Origin of the sequence: Exiguobacterium sp. AB2 (assembly GCF_000696055.1) — a bacterium.
In the GTDB taxonomy this organism is placed as follows: domain Bacteria; phylum Bacillota; class Bacilli; order Exiguobacteriales; family Exiguobacteriaceae; genus Exiguobacterium; species Exiguobacterium alkaliphilum.
On the sequence record NZ_JNAA01000002.1, the window covers coordinates 1 to 23,606 of the forward strand.

Sequence of the window (23,606 nt, forward strand, 5' to 3'; positions counted from 1 at the left end):
TGCCAGGCAACATGAGACGATCAAGCATCTGCTTGGTCGTCTCTTTTTTGTCTATATGCAAAACGATTAAGGAGGTTTTTTGATGACACGCCGATCTAAAAAGAACCCTTTCACATTCATGGAAGTTTTAGAACAACATGTGCGGGAAAGTCGTGTATCCTTTCATGTCCCTGGCCACCATAACGGTACTGTTCACGATCCAAGTTTACCGACAGCGTTCCATAAAATCATGCCGTATGATTTAACCGAGCTCGAGCACTTGGATGATTTACATCAGGCAGAGGGAATCATCCAGCAAGGTGAGGAGGCGCTTGGGACGCTCTATAAAAGTAAAAGTAAATGGTTGGTCAATGGTTCGACCGCGGGAAATTGGAGCATGCTAGCTGCGACTGTAAAACGTGGGGAACGTGTGTATGTACAACGAAATTCACATAAGTCCGTGTGGAATGCGATTGAGTGGTTAGGCTTAGAACCGATTTTATTGTCACCTGAATTGGAACGGGGAAGCGGTATTCCTACGGTCGTCAATTTAGCTACGGTTCAAGAAGCGGTCGAGCGCTATCCAGGTGGTAAAGCACTGCTTCTCACATCACCGACGTATTATGGCGATATGGCTGATATTCAAGCAATCAGTACGTATTTAAACCAACATATGATCCCGTTGCTCGTTGATGAAGCGCACGGTGCGCACTTGATTTACGACGGATTGCCAAGACGTTCAGCGATTTTTGAAGGGGCGAGCGCGGTTGTTCAGTCGGCTCATAAAACGTTGCCTGCTTTTACGATGGGCGCTTGGTTACATTACAAAGAGAATGTCGATGAGAACCGATTGTTTCATGCCCTGTCTTCATTTCAAACGTCTAGTCCGTCTTACTTGATTATGGCGTCGTTAGACCATGCGCGGACTTATCTTGAACACTTGACGGAGCGAGACTGGTCAAGTATTCAAACAAGTCATTTCGCTTTTGTCATGGAATTGAAGCGCGCAGGATTTGCCGTTAAAGTCGGAGACGATTTTACAAAAGTCACGATTCTGACGTATCCGAAAAACGGTTTGATCTTTAGTCGCCACTTAGCATCGATTGGCATAGATATCGAGCTTGCCGCTGAAGATCATGTGTTACTCTGTTTGCCGTTACGGGAAATAAAGATGGAAGAGATTCATCATTGGGTGAAACTGATTCAAAATGCATCGAAACATGTGCCGCTGATTGAGGACGATGAAACGATTTATCCTTACCCTTCTACGGAGCAAGTCTCGAAATTAACTGTGCTTCATGACGTCGTGAAAACGGTGAGGCTTTCTTTTCAAGACGCAGTCGGTCAAATTGCAGCGGAAACGATTATCTCTTATCCTCCAGGTATTCCGTGGATCTTAAAAGGGGAAATGGTGACAGAGGAAAAAGTTCGCGTGTTGGTCGAGTGGATTTCTCTCGGGCGGAAGCTTCAAGCGAGCAGACATGTTATGATGAAACAAATCGATGTTATCGTAGAGGAGTTTTAAGTGTGAATGGGATGTTTATTACAGTGGAAGGGCCAGATGGCTCTGGAAAAACGACACAATTGAAATTACTAGAGCAAGCTTTAAGCGCTCAAGGGTATGAAGTCGTCACCACACGTGAGCCGGGGGGAACGAAAGTCGGAAACAGCATCCGCGAGATTTTGTTATCACCTGAACACGATGAGATGACGGCTAGGGTAGAGATGATGTTATATGCAGCCTCGCGAGCCCAAAACGTAGAACAAGTGATTCGACCTGCCTTGACACGAGGCGCGATTGTCGTCTGTGACCGTTTCATCGATGCTTCGGTCGCCTATCAAGGTTTCGGATTAGGATACGATTTAGAACACGTCCTATCATTAAATGAGTGGGCAACAGGCGGCTTAACCCCAGACTTAACGTTTCTTTTCGATTTGACACCAAGTGAAGCAAGTAACCGTATGCGGGAACGCGGGCAATTGGACCGAATCGAGAGCCGGGACGAAGCGTTCCACCAACGCGTCTATGACGGTTTTCAAACATTGCTTGCGCAGCACCCTGATCGGATGGTACGAATCGATGCGAATGAGACGATTGAATCGATACAAGATGAAGTACTAGATATTACATGTGAGCGATTAAACGAAAAAGGAGTGAACAAAGCATGAAGATGGTAATTGCGATTGTACATGATAAAGATAGCGCCCGTTTATCTGACGCTTTGATTGAAGAGGACTTTCGAGCGACGAAACTTGCGACGACTGGTGGGTTCTTAAAAGAAGGAAACACGACGTTCATGATCGGTGTACCGAAAGAACGACTCGAGGATTTGCTTTCGCTCATCAAATCAAATTGCTCGAGCCGTGATCAGATGATCACACCGATTTCTCCGATGGGTGGCCACGCCGATTCGTATATCCCCTATCCCGTAGAAGTACAGGTAGGCGGCGCTACGGTATTCGTCTTGCCGATTGAAGGATTCCATCAGTTTTAATGGGAGTGGGACAGATGCGTTTTGAACAATTGGCCGCGTCTCAGACCGTTGTCGCCAAAGTGATGGAGAACTCGATTCGGACTGATAAAGTCGGGCACGCCTATATCTTTTCGGGCGATTATGAACCTTACTTGATTGAGACCGCTCAACTGTTTGCCAAGTCACTCTTTTGTGAGGCGCCAGATGGGGTAGAACCTTGTGGAGATTGTCGGAATTGTCGGCGGATGGATTCAGGAAACCTAGTCGATTATCTCGAGATGGAGCCGGACGGGGCAAGTATAAAAAAAGAACAGATTCAACAACTGCTCAGTGATTTGTCGTTACGCGGAGCCGAAGGGGATCGGCAAGTGTATGTGATTCATCAGGCCCATAAAATGACGACGCAGGCGGCGAATAGTCTGCTTAAGTTTTTTGAAGAGCCAGGCGTCGGGAAACTCGCGATTCTTGTGACAACACAGCCGCAACTGTTGTTGCCGACAATTCGCTCACGAGCCCAGCAGCTCGTCTTTCGACCGATTGATCGGAATGAGTTGGCGGATAAGTTGTCTGCGGACGTCGCATGTACGACGGATTTGGCTCGCTTGGCGCTCGCTGTTTATCCGAAATGGGATGACGCCCGTGAAGTGCTTCACAACGAGTGGTTTGTACAGTCGTATGGGCTAGTGGTACAATTAGTTGAAGTATTGACTAAACGACCACAGGAGTTACTCCTATTCGCCCAAGAGAAGTGGCTCGGCCATTTTAAAGGGCGCAATGAGTTACGAGTGGGCCTCGAATTGTTTGAAAGCTGGTTAGAAGAGTCGCTCCGGTTCAAAGTCCGGACGGATTACACGCCGCAACTGTTCACTCGCGAACAGGCGTTGTATCAGGCGTTCATCAGTAATCGTTCGGCGCATAAGATTGTCCATGCGATTGAACACGTCCATGAGGCGATTCGACGACTCGAGGCAAACGTCAATCCTCAATTAACGTTCGAACGGTTAACGTTCGATTTACAGAAAGGATAAGAGAGCGTGCTTGAAGTAGTCGGAGTCCGCTTTAAAGAAGCGGGAAAAATCTATTACTTTTCACCAGGCGAAGCAACGCTTGAACGTGGGGACCATGTCATCGTCGAGACGGTGCGTGGGATTGAATACGGGGAAATCGTCCAAGTCGGGAAACAACTTTGGGAAGATGAAGTCGTTTTACCTCTAAAAACGATTCTTCGTGTCGCTGATCAAAAAGATGCTCAAATCGTCCAAGAAAATCGATTGGCAGCTTTTGACGCTCACGCCGTCTGTGAAGAAAAAATACGTGAACATCGACTGGAGATGAAACTCGTCGATGTTGAATATACATTTGATCGCAACAAAGTCATCTTTTATTTCACGGCAGAAGGTCGGGTCGATTTTCGAGAACTCGTCAAAGATTTGGCGAGCGTCTTCCGCACGCGCATCGAACTCCGTCAAATCGGTGTCCGGGATGAAGCGAAACTACTCAGTGGGATCGGTCCATGTGGCCGTGTCTTATGTTGTTCTTCCTTCTTAGGAGAGTTTGAACCGGTTTCGATCAAGATGGCGAAAGATCAAAACCTTTCCTTGAACCCGAATAAAATTTCCGGTGTGTGCGGCCGTCTCATGTGTTGCTTGAAGTATGAGAATGATACGTATGAAGAGTTGAAGCGTGACTTGCCGGACGTTGGGAAACGAATCAAGATTCCTGAAGGTGACGGACGTGTCATCGGCCTCAACATTTTGGATCAACTGATTCAAGTCGAGTTGAGCGACCGGACCCGTGTTGTGACGTATACGATTGACGAACTCGTTGAGGTCGGTGCGATCAAACGAAAACCGTCGAAACAGTGATGGGGTGCTGAGCAGTGGAACGAATGGATAAAAAGGAAGTTATGATGCGCGTCGATGCCATCGAGCAACAAATGCAGCTGTTGACGGAGCATCTAGGTGTACTGAAAGAGCAGTTGGCCTATTTGCTCGAAGAAAACCAGCATATGTATCTCGAGAATCATCACTTGCGTGAAAAAGTCGAGCAACTTGCAGAAGTGGAGACGACGGATGGCGATGCGCAAATCGCATTGTCGGGCAAAGGGCAAAACAATTTGGCCGCCTTGTATCAAGAAGGGTTCCACATTTGTAATTTGCACTATGGACAAGTACGAAAAGACGGCGATTGTCTTTTCTGCATGTCGATGTTAAATAAACACTAATACATTGGGGCGATAGACGGGGAAGTCACCCGTCCGTCGCCTTTGTCGTTATGTAGGAGGGAACGAAGCGTGACTGTAAAACAAGGGGAGCGGCTCGATGATTTGCTCGGACGCCCCGGAAAAATTATTCAAAGCGACGATGTGTTTTCGTTCTCGTTAGATGCGGTGCTACTCGCTGAGTTCGTCTGGGTACCCATCCAAAAAGGAAACCTAGTCGATTTGTGTGCCGGAACGGGTGCGATTCCGCTCTTCTTATCGTATCGGACAAAGGGGAGCGTCACAGGCATCGAGATTCAACCGAGACTCGTCGATATGGCGAACCGCAGCATCGCGGTGAACCGTCTCGAGCATCGACTGCAGATTATAGAAGGCGACGTCAAAGAAGCGGCGACACGGCTAGGCCACGCCCGTTACGATGTCGTCACGTGTAATCCACCGTATTTTCTGGCAAACGAGACGTCGCTCCGCAATCAAAACGAACACCATACGATTGCGCGCCATGAAGTGCTCTGTACACTCGAGGATTGTATCCAATCGGCGAGTCAGCTCGTCAAATCAGGCGGAAAAGTGGCGTTCGTCCACCGTCCGGAGCGGCTACTCGATATCGTCACGCTCATGCGGACATATCGAATCGAGCCGAAGCGGATGCAGCTCGTCTATCCAAAAGCGGGACGAGCGGCGAATACATTATTGATAGAGGGGTCAAAAGATGGAAAAGCTGGGCTCACGATTTTACCACCGCTTATCGTCTATGAAGATGATGACACGTATACGAAAACGATGCGAGACATCCTCGATGCGTAAGCACTACGTATATATTTTGGAGTGCCAAGACCACACGTATTACACGGGTTATACGAACGACCTCGACAAGCGGCTTCGTACCCATAACGCTGGAAAAGGTGCCAAATACACGCGAGCACGTTTACCTGTAACGCTCTGTTACGTGAAATCGTTTGAGACGAAACGAGAAGCCATGCGTTATGAGTGGTCAATCAAGCAATTGACCCGCGCCCAAAAACAAACGTTGATGGAGGGGACGAGCAATGAACTCACAGAAAAGTTACCAGACTGACGGACCGACGCTTTACATCGTGCCGACCCCGATCGGTAACCTAGAAGACATGACATATCGCGCCGTGCGTACGTTGCGCGAGGTGGACTTGATTGCGGCCGAAGATACACGCCAGACGATGAAACTGTGCCGTCACTTTGAAATCGATACGAAGCTTGTCAGTTACCATGAACATAATAAACAAGTGAGCGGGCCACGGCTGATTGAAGATATCGAGAATGGAAAATCGGTGGCTGTCGTATCCGACGCCGGGATGCCTGGCATCTCTGACCCCGGTAGTGACCTCGTTCGGCTCGCGATTCAAGCGAAGGTACCGGTCGTCGTCTTGCCAGGGGCAAATGCAGCGCTCACAGCGCTCGTCGCGTCCGGACTGCCGACAGAACGCTTTTTATATTACGGGTTTTTGCCACGCAAAAAGAAAGAACGGGTCGACGTGCTAGCGTCGCTTCAATATGAGCCAGGGACGCTCGTCTTCTACGAAGCCCCGCATCGCTTAAAAGAGATGCTACAAGGGGTGAAAGCTGTGCTCGGCAATCGTGACGTCGTACTTGGGCGGGAATTGACGAAGACGTTCGAGGAGTTTTTGCGAGGAACGGTCGATGAGGCGCTCGCTTGGTGTGAAGGTGAAGTCCGCGGAGAGTTCGTCGTGTTGGTGGGCGGGTCGACCGAGTCGGCTCCGACGCAAGATTGGTGGGAGACGCTCTCGCCGCTCGAACACGTCGATCGTTATATCGAGGACGGGCTAAAGCCGAACGCAGCGATTAAACAAGTGGCGAAAGAGCGTGGTCTCTCACGCAACGACGTCTATGACGCGTATCACGGAGTCGACAAAAAAGAGTAAGCAAGGAGTCCCTTGCTTACTCTTCGTTGTAGTAATTCTCAAGCATGTTTTTCAACTCGACGAGAACACGTTGTGCGCCTTCTGGTGAAAGAATCAACTTTCCGTCCGCCAACTTGAAGTTATCGTCTGATACTTCGCCTGTTACTTGGCAAGTCATGTTCGGCTTATATTTTTTCAAAACGATTTGCTCGTTGTCGACGTAAATTTCAAGTGCGTCTTTCTCAGCAATTCCGAGTGTGCGGCGCAATTCGATTGGAATAACGACCCGACCGAGCTCGTCCACTTTCCGTACGATACCTGTTGATTTCATTTTGTGTTTCCTCCTCCGATGATGTCGAAATCTCTTGGTGACATGAATCGTCAAAATTCGACAATGTGGCTACAGCAAAAAGCATACTAAACTTTCCAATTGCAGTCAACTGCTTACTATTGGAATTATGTTTTTTCGAAAAATGACGATAAAGGAACGATATACACCTAAATTTCCCCGTAACGTAGAGCTTTAAACAAAGAAAGGGTTTTTTTGGAACATTTATTTGAATAGGCAACAAATTAATTCCAAACAATTGGTTTGGAAAAAGGTTTGTCGAACCGTGTATAATGGAAATTGCAAATGTCGAAAGGATGGAGAACAACTATGGCGAAGCCTACTTTTTATATTACGACCCCAATCTATTACCCGAGCGCGAAGTTGCACATCGGTCACGCCTATACGACCGTGGCAGGTGACGCGATTGCCCGCTATAAGCGATTGAAAGGATTTGACGTCCGTTATTTGACGGGCACTGACGAGCACGGACAAAAGATTCAAGAGAAGGCGAAAGAAGCCGGCGTCACCCCACAGGCGTTCGTCGACGAAGTCGTGAAAGATATCAAAGTATTATGGGATCGCCTCGAGATCTCGTACGACGATTATATTCGAACGACGGAAGGCCGTCATAAGGCTGTCGTCGAACACGTCTTTGAGACGCTTCTTAAGAACGGAGACATTTACCTCGGTGAATATGAAGGCTGGTATTCGGTGTCGGACGAGACGTATTACACCGAGTCGCAACTTGTCGACGGCAAGAGCCCCGACAGCGGACATCCAGTCGAACTCGTGCGGGAAGAGTGTTACTTCTTCCGTCTCAGCAAGTATGCGGACCGCCTCATCGAATATTTCGAGTCGCATCCGGACTTTATCTTGCCAGAATCGCGAAAGACCGAGATGATCAACAACTTCTTGAAGCCAGGTCTTCAAGATTTGGCGGTCTCCCGAACAACGTTCGACTGGGGTGTCCAAGTCCCGTCGAACCCGAAGCATGTCGTCTACGTATGGGTCGATGCGCTCACGAACTATATCTCGTCACTCGGCTACGGGACGGACAACGACGAGTTGTTCAACCGTTACTGGCCGGCTGACGTGCATTTGGTCGGAAAAGAGATCGTCCGTTTCCATACAATCATCTGGCCAGCTCTCCTCATGGCGCTTGACCTTCCGTTGCCAAAACAAGTATTTGCGCACGGTTGGCTCCTCATGAAAGACGGCAAGATGTCCAAGTCAAAAGGGAACGTCGTCGACCCAATTCCGCTCATCGATCGCTACGGCCTCGACTCGCTTCGTTACTACTTGTTGCGTGAAGTCCCGTTCGGCGCGGACGGCACGTTCACACCAGAAGCTTTCGTCGACCGGTTGAACTTCGACCTCGCCAACGATCTCGGCAACCTGCTGAACCGGACCGTCGCGATGATTAAGAAGTACTTCGACGGGAACGTACCAGCGTATGCGGGGAACGTGACGGCGTTCGACGCCGACTTGCTTCGCGTCGTCGAAGAAACGACGTCGAAGACGGAAGCGGCGATGGAGCATATGGAGTTCTCGGTCGCGCTCACAAACATCTGGCAGCTCGTCAGCCGAGCGAACAAGTATATCGATGAGACGCAACCATGGGTGCTCGCGAAAGATGAAGCGAAACGAGACGAACTCGCGTCGGTCATGACCCACTTGGCTGGCGTCTTGCGCCACGTCGCTGTCATGATTCAACCGTTCATGACACGGGCACCGAAAGAGATGTTCCGTCAACTCGGACTCGAAGGACAAGACATGTCATGGGAAGCGCTCGATACGTTTGCGGCCTTTGACGGAGCGGTCGTCACGGACGGCACGCCAATCTTCCCACGTCGCGATGTGAAAGAAGAGGTAGATGCGATTCAAGAAATGATGCGTCAAGCCTCGAAAGCACGTGTCGAAGAGGAAGCAGAGGAAGAGGCAGCGGATGAAGACGTCCGTCCTGAAATCACAATCGACGTCTTTGACCAAGTCGAGTTCCGGGTCGGGCAAATCGTCGAAGCCGATAAAATCAAAAAAGCGAAAAAACTGTTGAAACTTCAAGTCGATCTCGGTAGCGAGACGCGCCAAATCGTCTCGGGCATCGCCGAATGGTATGCACCGGAAGAGTTGGTCGGCAAAAAAGTCATCGTCGTCGCCAACTTGAAGCCGGTCAAGCTCCGGGGCGAGTTGTCTCAAGGAATGATTTTGGCAGCCGATAAAGATGGTAAGTTAGAACTTGCAACCGTATCTGAGAATATGCCGAACGGGGCCATCGTCAAATAATTTTTGAGGGAGACTTCGGTCTCCCTCTGTTTGTTTAAAAAGGAGGATGCACGATGTTGATTGACACGCACACACACATTAACGCCGATCACTTCAAAGATGACGTCGATGAAACGATTAGACGGGCACGTGAGGCGGGGGTGTCCCCGATGCTCGTCGTCGGCTTCGATGATGAGACGATCTCGCGCGCGATCGAACTCGCCGAGACGTACGAAGACATTTACGCGATTGTCGGCTGGCACCCGGTCGATGCAATCGACTGCACACCAACGGACTTGGAACGAATCGAGGCGCTGATGGGGCATCCAAAAGTGATGGCGCTCGGTGAGATTGGACTCGACTATCATTGGGACAAATCTCCGAAAGACGTACAGCAACGTCTGTTCCGTGAACAAATTGCCATCGCGAGGCGCACGAACATGCCAATCGTCATCCACAACCGCGATGCGACGGCAGACGTGCTCGATCTGTTAGAAGAAGAGCACGCCGAAGAGATTGGTGGCGTCTTCCACAGCTACAGCATGTCGGTCGAACTACTTGAGCGTTGCCTGCGCATGAACTTCTATATCTCACTCGGTGGCCCGGTCACGTTCAAGAACGCGAAAGTCCCGAAAGAAGTGGCGAAACAAGTCCCGCTCGATCGCCTGTTGGTCGAGACGGACTGCCCGTATTTGACGCCGACCCCGTTCCGCGGTAAACGGAACGAACCGGCCTATGTCACCTATGTTGCCGAAGAAATCGCCGCGCTACGAGGTATCTCGCTTGAGGAACTTGCTGAAGCGACGACCGCGAACGCGAAGCGGCTCTTCCGTCTACCGTGATGGTGAAACGAATCGCGCTCAGTGCTGTCGTACTCGTGACAGCGGTACTCGCCTATACGTTGACGCAACCGGAGACGGTGACGATCATCGACGGCACAAACCGAATCGAGCATGAGACGCGGGCGACGTCCGTGTTCGAGGTGCTCGAAGAGACCGGCATCACGGTCGAAGACGCCGATTACGTGACGCCGGCACTCAGTGCGGAACTGTCTGCCGAACGCATGATTTACATCGAACGCGCGAATACGGTCTCACTTCAAATCGGTTATGGGCAGACGGAGACGATTGAGACGCGAGAACGGACCGTCCGCGACGTGTTGCTTCGATACGGGGTGACGGTGCGCGACGGAGACGACGTCTATCCGGACGTGCGCACACCCGTCACATCGGGGATGACGATTCGGTATCAACCGGTGCTCGCGGTTAATCTGATCGTCGAGGATGAGGCGAAGACGTTGAATACGATGGCGAAGACGGTCGAGCAAGTGTTGCGCGAAGCCGGAATCAGCGTGTCAGAGCGCGATACGATCGCACCGGCGCTGTCGACAACGCTTCGAGAAGGCATGACGATTACCGTCAATACGAGTCGGGACGTCGTGCAATACGAGAATCGGCTTATCCCGTTTGAGATCGTGAAAGAAGACGATGATACGCTTGAAATCGGTCAAACCGAGGTCGCCCAAGTCGGAGTACCCGGGCTAGAGCGGACGCGGTATGCAGTGACGGTCGAAAATGGTACAATTACAAATCGGACCGAGACAAGTGTTGAAACGTTGCAAACCGTGCGTCCGCAAATCATTAAGATTGGGACAAAACCGGTGCCAGAGCCGGCCGAAGAAGCGACGCCGGTTCCGACAGAATCTGAGAGTCCATTCCGTGAAGAGGCCGAAATCAAAATCGAAGAGACACCTCTGCCTGAGGATGTGCTCGATTTTTCAGCGGCCAAACAACTTCTCGTTGAGGCGACCGCCTACACGAATAACCCCGAAGATACGATCACGTTTGACGGACGCGTCTTGACGCGTAGCGGCTATGACGTGACCGATACGATTCTGTACGAAGGGATGCGAATCATCGCGGTCGACCCGTCAATCATTCCGCTCGGGACACGTGTGTATGTCGAAGGGTTCGGTATGGCCATCGCCCTCGATACCGGCAGTGCTATCAAAGGGAATATCATCGACATCCTGATGGACACGAAAGAAGAAGCGGTCACGTTCGGACGGAAGCCGCTCACGATTTGGGTCATCCCGAAGCAAGAAGAGAAAGAAGGAAGCGAAGATGCGTGAAAAAATACAAGAAGTGATTGTCGTCGAGGGACGGGACGATACGACCCGGCTCCAAGAAGTGTATGACGTCGACACGATTGAGACGAACGGGTCGGCCGTCTCGAAACAGACGCTTGAACGGGTGAGGCGCGCCCAAGAGACGCGCGGCGTGATTATTTTGACGGACCCGGACTATCCGGGCGACCGCATTCGCGCCATCGTCGATGAATACGTTCCCGGCTGTAAGCACGCCTACTTGCCCCGGGCCGAGGCGAAAGACAAGCGCGGGAAAATCGGCGTTGAACATGCGACACCGGACACGATTCGCCGTGTGCTCGAGGCCGTGTACGAAGACCGAGTCGAGACCGACTTGCCACTCGTCACGCGAAAAATGGTGCTCGACGCCGATTTGATTGGTGGGGCCGAGGCGTCGAGACGACGAAAACGTCTCGGTGTGTTGCTTCGCATCGGCGAACCGAACGCGAAACAGTTCGTGAAACGAGTCGAGGCGATGCGCGTCACGACCGAGGAGTGGGAACGGGCGCTCAAGCAGTTAGAGGAGGAAAATCATTGAAAGACATTGCAACCATTCATCGGACGAAAGCCATTTTAGAACGGCATGGGTTCTCGTTCAAAAAGTCACTCGGTCAAAACTTTTTGATCGACTTGAACATCTTAAATAAAATCGTCGACGCGGCCGAACTCGGTGAAGCGAGCGGCGTGCTCGAGATTGGACCAGGCATCGGATCGCTGACAGAGCAGTCTGCGAAACGTGCGAAAAAAGTCGTCGCGCTCGAAATCGACCAACGCTTGTTGCCGATTCTAGAGGACACGATGGCGCCTTATCCGCACGTCCACGTCATTCACGGAGATGCGCTCGAGCTCGATCTTCCGGCTATCGTCGAGCGTGAGTTTTTGAACGAAGGGATTGACGACATCTCGGTCGTCGCCAACTTACCGTATTACGTGACGACGCCAATCATCATGCGTTTGCTCGAGAGTCAAGTTCCGTTTCGTTCGCTCGTCATGATGATTCAAAAAGAAGTGGCGGAACGCATCGGGGCGAAGCCGGGAACGAAGGCGTATGGCTCGCTCTCGATCGCGATTCAATATTATGCCGAGGCCGACGTGAGCTTTATCGTCCCGAAAAACGTCTTCATGCCGGCACCAAACGTCGATTCCGCCGTCATCACGTTGAAGATGCGCCCGCAGCCTGCCGTCGAAGTAAAAGACGAAGCGTTCTTCTTCGAAATCGCGCGAGCCAGTTTCGCGCAACGGCGCAAAACCATCTTGAATAACTTGACGAATCATCTCGGCAAAGATAAAAAAGTCGAACTCGAGCGCCTGTTAAACGAAGCGGGAATCGATCCGAAGCGCCGAGGCGAAACGCTGTCACTCGAGGAGTTTGCACGCCTTGCCGACACAATTTTACCACTTAAAAATAGTTGACGACCGGATTATGAGTCGCTATAATATTTAATCTTTATTTTCTTTTTTGAATGTGTTATACTTGTAACAGTGAGGTGAAGCGTATGCCAAAGACGTTACAAGAAATCAGACAAAAACTCGAATCGCATGTTGGAGAACGATTGACGTTGAAAGCAAACGGCGGTCGTAAGAAAGTCGTTACTCGGTTTGGAACGCTCGTTGAGACGTATCCCGCGGTGTTCGTCGTTAAATTGGATGAAGACCATCATAACGTGGAACGTGTCTCATATAGCTACGCTGATGTCCTAACGGATACAGTTAAAATTGAATTCAGCAATTGAACGATAAATGAGGGGCGGATGCATTGGCAGCTGCTTCTTTTTTTGTGCGCTCGTTTACGGTACAATGGCGAACAGGAGATACATGGGAAGGGTGAACGATATGCGCACGATTAGTGTGAAAGCGCCGGCAAAAATCAATTTGACGCTCGACGTTCTCGGGAAGCGAACGGACGGCTATCATGAAGTAGAAATGGTCATGACGACGGTCGACTTGTCTGATCGTCTAGAACTTACGGTCCTCGATACCGATGAGATTCGGATTCAATCGGAGCACGCCTACGTCCCGAGCGATCATCGGAACTTGGCGTATCGGGCGGCCGACTTGTTGCGGAAGCGGTTCGGCATCACAAAAGGCGTCGAAATCGTTTTGGATAAACACATTCCGGTGGCGGCCGGACTGGCTGGAGGTTCGAGTGACGCGGCGGCCACGCTCCGCGGGATGAACGAACTGTTTGACCTTGGGCTGTCGCTCGAACAATTGGCTGAGCTCGGGGCGGAGGTCGGTTCCGACGTCTCGTTTTGTGTCATGGGTGGCACGGCCATCGCGCGCGGTCGCGGCGAGAAGTTAGAACTCATTCCGTCACCTCCACCGTGCTACGTCGTCTTGGCGAAACCGAAGATTGGGGTCTCGACGGCTGACGTCTATCGGGCTGTCGACATGGATCAGATGATTCATCCGAATACGGAAGCGATGGTCAAAGCGATTCACGAACGGGACTTTCACACGATTTGTGACAACCTCGGCAACGCGCTTGAGGCGGTCACGCTCGAGATGCATCCAGAGGTTCGTCAAATCAAAGAGACGATGCTCCACTGCGGCGCGGACGGGGTGCTTATGAGCGGGAGCGGCCCGACCGTATTTGCGCTCATCGAACACGAACAAAAAGCCCATCGCGTCTATAACGGGCTGAAAGGATTCTGTCCAGAAGTGTTCGTCGTTCGGATTCTCGGGAAAAAACATTGAACAAAGACGAATGAGTCTGATATATTCTGTTTAGAACATTCGTCTATTATTGGAAAAGTGAAGGGGAATCCGTATGAAAATCCGTAGAAGTGGTCGTCTCGTCGATATGACCCGTTATTTACTCGATCATCCGCATCAGCTCGTCTCGTTGTCGATGTTTTCGAGCCGCTATAAAGCCGCCAAGTCGTCCATCAGCGAAGACTTGGTCATCGTCAGTGAGATGCTCGCCCACGATGGTACCGGCAAGCTCGTCACTGTCCCTGGGGCGGCCGGTGGCGTCATGTTTATCCCAGGTTGGAGCAAAGACAAATCGCTGTCGATGATTGACGGTTTATGCGACCAACTGTCGAAGCCGGAGCGTCTGCTTCCGGGAGGGTACCTCTATTTGACGGACGTGCTCGGTAACCCGCGCCAAGTGAAGCCGATGGGGCAAGTGTTCGCCTCGGTCTTTGCTGACCGAAAAGTCGACGTCGTCATGACGATTGCGACGAAAGGGATTCCGCTCGCGTACGCGGTCGCCGAACAGCTCGGCGTCCCGTTCGTCATCGTTCGTTCGGACAGCCGGGTGACGGAAGGATCGACGGTCAGTATCAACTACGTGTCCGGCTCTTCAAAAGCGATTCGGACGATGGCACTCGCACGTCGTAGTCTGCCGCGCGGTGCGAACGTCTTACTCATTGACGACTTCATGAAAGCCGGAGGTACGATTCGCGGCATGATGAGTTTGTTGAACGAGTTCGAAGCCAACCTTGCTGGTGTCGGTGTGCTCATGGAAGCCGAAGGTGCCGAGAAGAAGATGGTCAGCGAATACGTCAGTTTGATGAAGTTGACGAACGTCGATTCAGATGAAGGGCTCGTCACAATTTCACGCGGAAACGTCGAACAGTTCTTAAAGTGATTGGCAAAAATTTGATTTCGTTTTATGATGAAAGGGTATAGAAGTCATACGGAATCAGTTACGTTCGCTAGAAGTCACCTTTACCTTTTATAAAGGACACCTTGGTACAGACAACGATGAAAAGGGGATGCGAAACATGCAGATCACAGACGTAAAAATTCGCAAAGTGGCAACAGAAGGTAGAATGAAGGCGCTCGCCTCGATCACGCTCGATCACGAGTTCGTGGTCCACGACCTTCGGATCATCGAAGGGAGCACCGGCCTGTTCGTCGCCATGCCGAGCAAACGGACACCAGAAGGCATCTTTCGTGATATCGCGCATCCGATTAACGGCGATATGCGTCAAAAAGTCGAAGCGGCCGTGCTAGAAGCGTACGCTGAGATTGACGTTACCTCATACGAGGCAGAAGAGATGATGAACGGGATGCAAGAATCCTAATAAGTCAGCGGGACGACATATCGTTCCGCTGCTTTTTTGCGTGCGTTTGGTTACGAATCAGTACAACGGTTGAAACGAGGTCGCTGTTTCGATATAGTAGAAACGGTGTAAATAGGATTTATATGCAGAAAAACCGAACTATAGCTATAAAATCACAGTCGATTGAGATAGGAGCGAATCAAGAATGGATCGTTTTGCAGTCATTTTGGCAGCAGGGAAAGGGACGCGCATGAAGTCGAAGCTATATAAAGTACTTCATCCGGTCCTTGGCAAACCAATGGTCGAGCACGTCGTCGACCAACTCGACAAAATCGGGGTCAGTCGTCAAATCGTCATCGTCGGCCATGGGGCTGAAGCGGTACAAGACACACTCGGATCTCGTGTCGACTACGCGGTTCAAGAAGAGCAACTCGGAACGGGCCATGCCGTCCAGATGGCAGAGGCGGAGCTCGCCGGGAAGGCTGGCGCGACGCTCGTCGTCTGCGGCGACACACCGCTTTTGACAGCGGAGACGCTAGAAGCGTTACTCGCGCATCACGAAGCGCAACAGGCGAAAGTGACGGTGCTTACGGCAATCGCGGACGATGCGACCGGATATGGCCGCGTCATTCGTGGTGCAGACGGCAACGTGACGAAAGTCGTCGAGCATAAAGACGCATCTGAAGCCGAACTTGAAATTCGTGAAATCAACACGGGTACGTACGTCTTCGACAACGAGTTGTTGTTTGAGGCGCTCCGTCAAGTCGGCAACGACAATGCACAAGGCGAGTACTACTTGCCAGACGTCATCGCGATCGCGAAAGAGGCAGGCGAAGTCGTGGCCGCACACACGGCTCCGACATTTGACGAGACGATCGGTGTCAATGACCGAGTCGCGCTCTCGCAAGCTGAGACGATTATGCGTAAACGGACGAATGAACGCTTGATGCGTGAAGGCGTCACGTTCATGGACCCAGCGTCGACATACATCTCACCGGATGCGGTCATCGGCTCGGACACGATCATCTACCCAGGGACGGTCATTCTCGGGAAGACGGTCATCGGTTCGGAATGTATCATCGGACCGAACTCGGATATCCGCGACAGTGTGATTGAAGACGGTGCAACGGTACGTCAATCCGTCTTGAGCGATAGCCGTGTCGGTAGCAACGCGCAAGTTGGTCCGTTCGCTCACCTTCGTCAACAAGCTGTACTCGGCGCGAACACACGTGTCGGCAACTTCGTTGAAATTAAGAAGTCGACGTTCGGGGACGGGGCGAAGGCCTCGCACCTCAGCTACATCGGTGACGCGTCAATCGGTGACCGCGTCAACCTCGGTTGCGGATCGATCACGGTCAACTACGATGGGACGAACAAGTTCGAGACAATCGTCGAAGCAGATGCGTTCGTCGGTTGTAATGTCAACTTGATCGCACCGGTCACGGTCGGAAAAGGGGCGATTGTCGCCGCCGGCTCGACAATCACGGACAATGTTCCGGAAGAAGCGCTTGCGATCGCCCGTGAGCGTCAAACGAATAAAGAAGGTTACACGAAACGATAAGTTGCTGCCAATTACTATTGAACACGATGGAGGAGAATCCTAAACATGTCTACTGTATATGAACGTGAAATTCGCCTATTTAGCTTAAATTCCAACCGCCCGCTCGCTGAAGAGATTTCAAAAGAAATCGGAATCCCACTCAGCGACTGCCAAGTGAAGCGGTTCAGCGATGGAGAACTTTACATCAACATCGAGGAAAGCGTACGCGGAGACGATGTGTACATCATCCAATCGACGAGCTCGCCGGTCAACGAGACGCTCATGGAGTTGCTCGTCATGATCGACGCGTTGAAACGCGCATCGGTCCGTACGATTAACGTCGTCATGCCGTATTACGGCTACGCACGCCAAGACCGCAAGGCGCGCTCGCGTGAACCGATCACGGCAAAACTTGTGGCTGACCTTCTTACAGTAGCTGGTGCGACTCGATTGATCACAATGGACTTGCACGCCGCTCAAATTCAAGGTTTCTTCAACATTCCAGTAGACCAATTGTTAGGAGTTCCCCTCATCTCGACGTACTTCGAGACAGAAGAATTCAAGTCGAAAGATATCGTCGTCGTGTCACCGGACCACGGTGGTGTCACACGCGCCCGTAAGTTGGCGGAGCGCTTGAAAGCGCCGATCGCCATCATCGACAAGCGTCGCCCGGAAGCGAACGTGGCAGAAGTGATGAACATCGTCGGCAGCGTCGAAGGCAAGACGGCGATCTTAATCGATGACATCATCGACACGGCCGGTACGATCACGCTCGCAGCGGATGCCATCGTTCAAGCAGGTGCGAAAGAAGTGTACGCGTCATGTACGCACCCAGTCTTGTCTGGCCCGGCAATGGAGCGTATCGACAACTCGTCAATCAAAGAACTTGTTGTCTTGAACACGATCGATTTACAAGGTCGCGAATGTTCAAACAAAATCAAGCAAATGTCGGTCGCCCGTTTGCTTGGGGAAGCAATTATGCGTGTCCACGAGCACAAATCGGTGAGCACGTTATTCGATTAAAAAACGAGGCCCGAAGGCGTCCGCCTTTGGGCTTTTTTGTTCAGGAGGAAACGGATGAAATGCATCGTCGGCCTTGGGAATCCAGGCAAAAAATATGAGATGACCCGTCACAACGTTGGCTTTTTGGCGATTGACCGTCTCGCCGAGAAACACGGGATTCAATTGGATGAAGCGAAGTTTAAGGCGCTCATGGGAACGGGAAGAATCAATGGAGAACGTGTCGTGCTCGTCAAGCCGCTCACGTACATGAATTTATCGGGTGAGTCGGTTCGCCCGATTTTAGACTATTATAAGATTGACCTCGACGACTTGCTCGTCATCTATGACGACCTCGACATGGTACCCGGCAAACTACGGTTCCGTCCGAAAGGGAGCGCGGGAGGCCATAACGGAATCAAGTCGTTAATTCAGCACCTGGGCACGCAAGACTTTAAACGCTTGAAGCTCGGCATCGGTCGTCCGCCCCATCCGGTGAAAGTCGTCGACTGGGTGCTCATGAATTATCGAAAAGAAGACATGCCAGAATTGAATGATACGCTCGATCAAGCCGTATCCGCGGCAACCGATTTCGTGGATACCGAATGGATCGCGCTCATGAATCGATATAACTAAAGGGTCGCCGTACCCTTTTTTGTCATATGAGGTGGAGGAAAACAAATGAACGCTCTAGAGAGATTTATGGTGGCGTTGCCTGAAACGAAAACCATTCGCGACAGGTTGCCGAAACTGGACCGTCAGCTCGTGACGGGATTGACGACGAGTGCGAAGGCGCTCGTTTTGGCAGGGCTCGCCAAAGAGACGTCACGACGTCTCGTCGTCGTCACCCACAACATGTATCAGGCCCAAAAAATGTACGACCAACTCGAGGCGTTGATTGGACCGGACAAAGCGTTGCTCTATCCAATCGATGAGACGCTCGCGGGCGAACTGTCGTTAACGTCGAGCCCAGAGCTTTTAGCGACCCGAATCGAGGCCAGGACGCGTCTCCTTCATGAACAAGGAGGCGTCGTTGTCGTGCCGCTCGGCGGCTTGCGTCGTTTCATCCCAAGCCCGGACGATTGGCAAGCGAGTCATCACGTCCTTCGACCAGGACAAGAGTTAGAGTTGAAGCCGTTCGCGGAACGACTTGTCACACTCGGTTATGAACGGACCGCGACCGTGACGGCACCGGGTGAATTCTCGGTCCGTGGTAGCATCCTCGATGTCTATCCGCTGACGGAGGCCCGACCGTTCCGTATCGACTTATTCGATACGGAAGTAGATTCGGTCTTCACGTTCGACGCCGAGACACAGCGTTCGCTCGGTGTGGCAAAAGAAGCCGTCATCCCACCAGCGACGGAGTTCGTGGCGTCGGCGGATCAATTGAAAAAAGCTGGAGACGCGTTAAATCGACAATATGAGCGGACGTTGTCGCTCATCGAAACGGAGACGATTCGTCAGGCGCTTGAAGACGGGATTGCCGGTGACATTGAGACGCTTCGGCGAGGGGACGTGCCGAGTCAAATCGGGAAATTCACGCCGCTCCTCTATAAAGTGACGCTCCTCGATTACGTCGGTGCGGAAGCGGTGCTCATTTTAGACGAAGTCGCGCGAATCGAAGATGCGGCCGATGTGCAAGACCGTGAAGAAGCCGAATGGTTCTCGTCGTTAATCGAACGGGGAGAGTCGGTCTCCAACTATACGCTCGCCGTGCCGATGCATAAAGTGTTCCGTGACTTGAAACAAGTCGCCTTCTCGCTATTGCCGTCACGCCGTTCGGGCATCCCGGAGGCGAACACGGTTCACCTCAGTTGTCGCCCACTTCCGGCGTTCCATGGCCAGATGCATTTGTTGAAGCAAGAAGTCGAGCGTTGGCAGCAAAGTGACCACCGCATCGTCTTCCTCGCCGGAGACAAGGACCGGGCGGACAAAGTCGCGACGCTACTTGAAGATTACGGCATCCCTTCTACGTTTACGAACGTGGACGGGGAACTGTTACCACGTCACGCCCACGTCATGATCGGTCAAATCGAAGGTGGGTTCGAACTCTCGACGAGCCGACTCGTCGTCGTCTCGGAAGAAGAACTGTTCAAACGGGTGGCGAAGCGAAAACGTCAGACGAAGAATTTGACGAACGCCGAACGAATCAAGAGTTACCAAGAGCTGAAACCGAACGACCACGTCGTCCATATCCATCACGGGATTGGGAAGTATCTCGGCATCAAGACGATTGAAGTCGGCGGCATCCATCAGGACTATTTGCATCTCGTCTATGCCGGCGACGATGCGTTGTACGTACCGGTCGATCAAATCGACCTCGTCCAAAAGTACGTCGGCGCCGAAGGTAAAGAACCAAAAATTTATAAGCTCGGTGGCACGGAGTGGAAGAAAGTAAAATCAAAAGTCGCGAAATCAGTCGAAGATATCGCCGACGAGTTGATTAAATTGTATGCGGCACGGGAAGCGTCCGTCGGTTATGCGTTCCCGGGCGATGACGAAGAGATGAGTCAGTTCGAGTCGTCGTTCCCATACGCCGAGACCGAAGACCAAGTCCGCTCGATCGCAGAAATCAAAGCGGACATGGAGCGTTCGCGCCCGATGGACCGCCTTCTTTGTGGGGACGTCGGATACGGGAAGACGGAAGTGGCGATTCGAGCTGCGTTCAAAGCAGTGCTCGCTGGGAAGCAAGTCGCGTTCCTCGTGCCGACGACCGTCCTCGCCCAGCAGCATTACGAGACGATGCTCGAGCGTTTCAGCGAGTTCCCGATTAACGTCTCGGTCATGAGCCGTTTCCGCTCCAAGAGCGAGATGGCGGCGACGAAAAAAGGCTTGAAGGAAGGAACGATTGACGTCGTCGTCGGGACGCACCGTGTCTTGTCAAAAGACGTCACGTTCGCCGACCTCGGTCTCGTCATCATCGATGAAGAGCAGCGCTTCGGGGTGAAGCATAAAGAGCGACTCAAACAGTTGAAGACGAACATCGACGTGTTGACGCTGACGGCGACCCCGATTCCACGGACGCTCCACATGTCGATGATCGGCATTCGCGACTTATCCGTACTCGAGACACCGCCGGAGAACCGCTACCCCGTCCAGACATACGTCATGGAGTACGATGGGATTGTGCTCCGCGAGGCGCTCGAGCGCGAACTCGCCCGAGGTGGTCAAGCGTTCTTCCTCTATAACCGTGTCGAAGGCATCGAGCGCAAAGCCGAAGAGATTCGGGCACTATTGCCGGAAGCGCGCATCGCGACAGCGCACGGACGGATGACCGAGACAGAGCTTGAAAGTCAGCTCATCAGTTTCTTAGAAGGCGAGGCCGATATTCTCGTCTCGACGACGATTATCGAGACGGGCATCGACATCCCGAACGTCAACACGCTCATCGTCCACGATGCGGATAAGATGGGGCTGTCGCAACTGTATCAGCTCCGCGGCCGTGTCGGACGTTCAAATCGGATTGCCTACGCATACTTCACGTACCGGAAAGACAAACGGTTGACGGAAGTGGCAGAGAGCCGATTACAGGCGATTAAAGAATTTACCGAGCTCGGAAGCGGCTTCAAGATCGCGATGCGTGACTTGTCGATTCGCGGTGCCGGTAACCTGCTCGGGGCTCAACAGTCCGGATTCATTGACTCGGTCGGTTTCGACTTGTACTCGCAAATGTTGTCTGAAGCGATCGAAGAGCGGAAGGACCGCATGCGCGGACAGGCCAAACAAGTCGTCTTTAAACCAGAAATCTCGTTCCAAGCCGATGCGTACATCCCGGACGATTACTTGTCGGATAGCGAACTGAAAATCGAGATGTATAAACGTTTCAAATACGTCGATACACCGGAAGCGTTGTTCGCGCTCCAAGACGAGTTGATTGAGCGGTTCGGGGAGTTCCCGGAACCGGTCGCGCTATTGATTCAATTGACACGCCTCCGGATTTACGGCGAGATGGCGCGAGTAGCGCGGATTAAACAAGTGCCAGGCCGCGTCGAGATCGTCTTGACGATGGAGTCGACGACAGCGCTTGACGTCCCATCCTTCATGGAGTGGACGATGCCGCTCGGCCGTAAACTCGGCGTCGGTCAAGACAACGGCGCACTCAAGCTGTCGCTTAGCGGACGCATGCCGGTCGTCGAACTGTTGAATGATGCCGATACGGTCCTCGAAGAGTTGACGAAGAGGTTGGCGCATGCGGCCGTCAAGTAAGTTTGCGACAGGCGTCGTCTTGTTCGCTCTCGCGGGCTATATCACGAAAGTCATCAGCTTCGCGTATCGTGTCCCGTACCAGAACATTGCGGGAGACTTCGGTTTGTATGCTTATCAGACGGTCTATCCGTTCGCAGCAATCGTCGCATCGCTCGGCATGTACGCGATGCCCGTCGTCATCGCAAAGATTGGTGTCGGGGCGAACGGGCCGAAGCGGAAACTCGAAGTGTTGTGGGGGAGCTTTTATATTTTGCTCGGACTCGCCGTCGTACTTGTCATAGGGATGTGGTCGCTCGCGCCGCTCCTTGCGGGCTGGCTCGGCGACCCAAACCTCTCCTCGACACTTCGTGTGATCAGCCTGAGTTATTTGCTCATGCCGGCGCTCGCAGTGCTGAGAGGATCATTCCAATCGATTGACGACTTAAAACCGAGTGCCTTGTCGCAAGTGCTAGAGAACCTCGTACGCGTCACGGTCCTACTTGCCGTACTCGTCATCGGCGTGCACCTCGGACTCGATGCTTACGCCTTGAGCCGCTACGCTTACGCGGCGACGCTCGTCGGCGGAATCGTAGCAATCGTCGTCCTCAGCGTGTGGGCGAAAGGCTTGCGACTACGGCTCGTCCCGGTCCAAAAGGTGACGCTCCAGGCCGCATTTCGTGTCATCGTGACGACTGGGTTTGCGGTCGGCTTCGCCTCACTCGGCATTCTATGGATGCAACTCGTCGACTCGTTCACGATCGTCAACTTGATGGGGGGCGATTTCGAGGCGAAAGTGAGTAAAGGCGTGTTCGACCGTGGTTATCCGCTCGTCCAATTCGCGATTCTGTTCACGACCGCGCTCGGGATGGCAAACGTGCCGAGCCTTGTACGACATTACCGGGCCCGGCAGATTGAAGCGACGGCGAGCGGTCTTCGCTCGATGATTCGGGTGACGACCGCTGTCGCGGCCGCGGCAACGATTGGACTCATGGGTGTGATGCTCCCGCTGAACGTGGCGTTGTTCGAGAATGCGGACGGGACGTTCGCGCTCGTCCTCCTTTCGACGAGTACGTTCCCCGCGTCCCTCGCCGTCGCGAGCATGACGTGTCTGCAGGCGATTGACCGGGAGCGGACGGCCGCGTTCGGGATGCTTGTCGCGATTGGAATGAAACTCGTGGTCAATCTCATGCTCGTTCCAAACTACGGGATTGAAGGGGCGGCCATTGGGACGTCTGTCGCCTTTTTAGGGATGGCCGCCTTTAACTTTAATCGGCTCGACCGAGTCATCCCGCTCGGCATGCTACGCTTCAAACATTATGGATTACTCGTCAAAACGGTCACGCCGATGGGTCTTGTCCTCTTCGGTTTGAACGTGCTCGCGCTCGATTGGATGACGCACCGCCTCGATGCCTTCGTCTGGCTCGGGGGGATGGTGTTGATCGGGGCCGGCCTATACGCGTGGCGGCTTTGGCGCGAGCGCGTCCTCTCAATCGGAGAGTGGGAGATGATTCCGCTCGGCAACCGTTTCGTCAATTTGATGGATAAAAAGGAGAACTGA

The 23,606-nt window shown here is 52.4% G+C and carries 24 protein-coding genes; 23 read left to right on the forward strand and 1 reads right to left on the reverse strand.

Annotation, left to right across the window (positions count from 1 at the left end):
* Positions 1–82 precede the first annotated feature (82 nt).
* The 9 genes from DI14_RS00185 (at position 83) to rsmI (ending at position 6,593) form a co-directional block, all read left to right on the forward strand.
* Positions 83–1,504 (forward strand): aminotransferase class I/II-fold pyridoxal phosphate-dependent enzyme, encoded by a 1,422-nt coding sequence (locus DI14_RS00185; RefSeq protein ID WP_235193358.1) that lies wholly within the window; start codon positions 83–85, stop codon positions 1,502–1,504.
* 2 nt (positions 1,505–1,506) lie between these two features.
* Positions 1,507–2,148 (forward strand): dTMP kinase, encoded by a 642-nt coding sequence (tmk, locus tag DI14_RS00190; RefSeq protein ID WP_051622476.1) that lies wholly within the window; start codon positions 1,507–1,509, stop codon positions 2,146–2,148.
* Positions 2,145–2,474 carry a cyclic-di-AMP receptor gene (locus tag DI14_RS00195; RefSeq protein ID WP_034803672.1) on the forward strand — a complete coding sequence of 110 codons (330 nt, stop codon included), beginning with the start codon at positions 2,145–2,147 and terminating at the stop codon, positions 2,472–2,474. Before tmk ends, DI14_RS00195 begins: the two co-directional genes overlap by 4 nt.
* Before the next feature lie 14 nt (positions 2,475–2,488).
* Positions 2,489–3,481, forward strand: a complete 993-nt coding sequence (locus DI14_RS00200; protein WP_051622477.1) for a DNA polymerase — start codon at positions 2,489–2,491, stop codon at positions 3,479–3,481.
* Positions 3,482–3,487: 6 nt separating this feature from the next.
* Complete coding sequence (locus DI14_RS00205; protein ID WP_034803676.1) at positions 3,488–4,318, forward strand: stage 0 sporulation family protein; 831 nt, start codon at positions 3,488–3,490, stop codon at positions 4,316–4,318.
* Between the two features lie 23 nt (positions 4,319–4,341).
* Positions 4,342–4,677, forward strand: coding sequence for a DNA replication initiation control protein YabA (gene yabA, locus DI14_RS00210; protein WP_034803771.1), 336 nt, complete (start codon positions 4,342–4,344; stop codon positions 4,675–4,677).
* A gap of 69 nt (positions 4,678–4,746) precedes the next feature.
* On the forward strand, positions 4,747–5,481 hold the full coding sequence (locus DI14_RS00215; protein ID WP_034803678.1) for a tRNA1(Val) (adenine(37)-N6)-methyltransferase: 735 nt from the start codon (positions 4,747–4,749) through the stop codon (positions 5,479–5,481).
* Positions 5,474–5,752 (forward strand): GIY-YIG nuclease family protein, encoded by a 279-nt coding sequence (locus DI14_RS00220; RefSeq protein ID WP_034803681.1) that lies wholly within the window; start codon positions 5,474–5,476, stop codon positions 5,750–5,752. Before DI14_RS00215 ends, DI14_RS00220 begins: the two co-directional genes overlap by 8 nt.
* Positions 5,724–6,593, forward strand: a complete 870-nt coding sequence (gene rsmI, locus DI14_RS00225) for a 16S rRNA (cytidine(1402)-2'-O)-methyltransferase (protein ID WP_034803684.1) — start codon at positions 5,724–5,726, stop codon at positions 6,591–6,593. The genes DI14_RS00220 and rsmI overlap by 29 nt, the downstream gene beginning before the upstream one ends.
* Positions 6,594–6,609: 16 nt before the next feature.
* Here rsmI and DI14_RS00230 read toward each other — a convergent pair whose 3' ends face one another.
* Complete coding sequence (locus tag DI14_RS00230; protein ID WP_034803687.1) at positions 6,610–6,903, reverse strand: AbrB/MazE/SpoVT family DNA-binding domain-containing protein; 294 nt, start codon at positions 6,901–6,903, stop codon at positions 6,610–6,612.
* A gap of 327 nt (positions 6,904–7,230) precedes the next feature.
* Between DI14_RS00230 and metG the strand changes: the two genes are divergently transcribed.
* From metG to DI14_RS00300, 14 genes are all read left to right on the forward strand, one after another.
* Positions 7,231–9,186: a methionine--tRNA ligase gene (gene metG / locus DI14_RS00235; protein ID WP_034803690.1), complete on the forward strand. Its 1,956-nt coding sequence runs from the start codon at positions 7,231–7,233 to the stop codon at positions 9,184–9,186.
* 53 nt (positions 9,187–9,239) lie between these two features.
* Positions 9,240–10,007: a TatD family hydrolase gene (locus DI14_RS00240; RefSeq protein ID WP_034803693.1), complete on the forward strand. Its 768-nt coding sequence runs from the start codon at positions 9,240–9,242 to the stop codon at positions 10,005–10,007.
* The gene (locus DI14_RS00245) at positions 10,007–11,296 is read left to right on the forward strand and encodes a 3D domain-containing protein (protein ID WP_034803696.1); all 1,290 of its coding nucleotides are present in this window, start codon (positions 10,007–10,009) and stop codon (positions 11,294–11,296) included. Before DI14_RS00240 ends, DI14_RS00245 begins: the two co-directional genes overlap by 1 nt.
* The gene (rnmV, locus tag DI14_RS00250) at positions 11,289–11,849 is read left to right on the forward strand and encodes a ribonuclease M5 (protein ID WP_034803698.1); all 561 of its coding nucleotides are present in this window, start codon (positions 11,289–11,291) and stop codon (positions 11,847–11,849) included. The genes DI14_RS00245 and rnmV overlap by 8 nt, the downstream gene beginning before the upstream one ends.
* Positions 11,846–12,724: a 16S rRNA (adenine(1518)-N(6)/adenine(1519)-N(6))-dimethyltransferase RsmA gene (rsmA, locus tag DI14_RS00255; protein ID WP_034803700.1), complete on the forward strand. Its 879-nt coding sequence runs from the start codon at positions 11,846–11,848 to the stop codon at positions 12,722–12,724. The genes rnmV and rsmA overlap by 4 nt, the downstream gene beginning before the upstream one ends.
* 83 nt (positions 12,725–12,807) lie before the next feature.
* On the forward strand, positions 12,808–13,044 hold the full coding sequence (locus DI14_RS00260) for a Veg family protein (RefSeq protein ID WP_021065751.1): 237 nt from the start codon (positions 12,808–12,810) through the stop codon (positions 13,042–13,044).
* A 100-nt stretch (positions 13,045–13,144) separates the two neighbouring features.
* Entirely contained in the window at positions 13,145–14,008 is an 864-nt protein-coding gene (gene ispE / locus DI14_RS00265) for a 4-(cytidine 5'-diphospho)-2-C-methyl-D-erythritol kinase (protein WP_034803702.1), read from the forward strand.
* Between the two features lie 73 nt (positions 14,009–14,081).
* Positions 14,082–14,906 (forward strand): pur operon repressor, encoded by an 825-nt coding sequence (gene purR / locus DI14_RS00270; protein ID WP_034803704.1) that lies wholly within the window; start codon positions 14,082–14,084, stop codon positions 14,904–14,906.
* Between the two features lie 136 nt (positions 14,907–15,042).
* A complete protein-coding gene (gene spoVG / locus DI14_RS00275) occupies positions 15,043–15,345 on the forward strand; it encodes a septation regulator SpoVG (protein WP_034803706.1) in 303 nt (100 codons plus the stop codon).
* A gap of 184 nt (positions 15,346–15,529) precedes the next feature.
* The gene (gene glmU / locus DI14_RS00280; protein ID WP_034803708.1) at positions 15,530–16,885 is read left to right on the forward strand and encodes a bifunctional UDP-N-acetylglucosamine diphosphorylase/glucosamine-1-phosphate N-acetyltransferase GlmU; all 1,356 of its coding nucleotides are present in this window, start codon (positions 15,530–15,532) and stop codon (positions 16,883–16,885) included.
* Positions 16,886–16,930: 45 nt separating this feature from the next.
* Positions 16,931–17,887, forward strand: coding sequence for a ribose-phosphate diphosphokinase (locus tag DI14_RS00285; RefSeq protein WP_034803710.1), 957 nt, complete (start codon positions 16,931–16,933; stop codon positions 17,885–17,887).
* 54 nt (positions 17,888–17,941) lie between these two features.
* A complete protein-coding gene (gene pth, locus DI14_RS00290) occupies positions 17,942–18,499 on the forward strand; it encodes an aminoacyl-tRNA hydrolase (RefSeq protein ID WP_034803713.1) in 558 nt (185 codons plus the stop codon).
* Positions 18,500–18,544: 45 nt separating this feature from the next.
* Positions 18,545–22,069, forward strand: coding sequence for a transcription-repair coupling factor (gene mfd, locus DI14_RS00295; protein WP_034803715.1), 3,525 nt, complete (start codon positions 18,545–18,547; stop codon positions 22,067–22,069).
* Entirely contained in the window at positions 22,053–23,606 is a 1,554-nt protein-coding gene (locus DI14_RS00300) for a polysaccharide biosynthesis protein (RefSeq protein ID WP_034803718.1), read from the forward strand. Before mfd ends, DI14_RS00300 begins: the two co-directional genes overlap by 17 nt.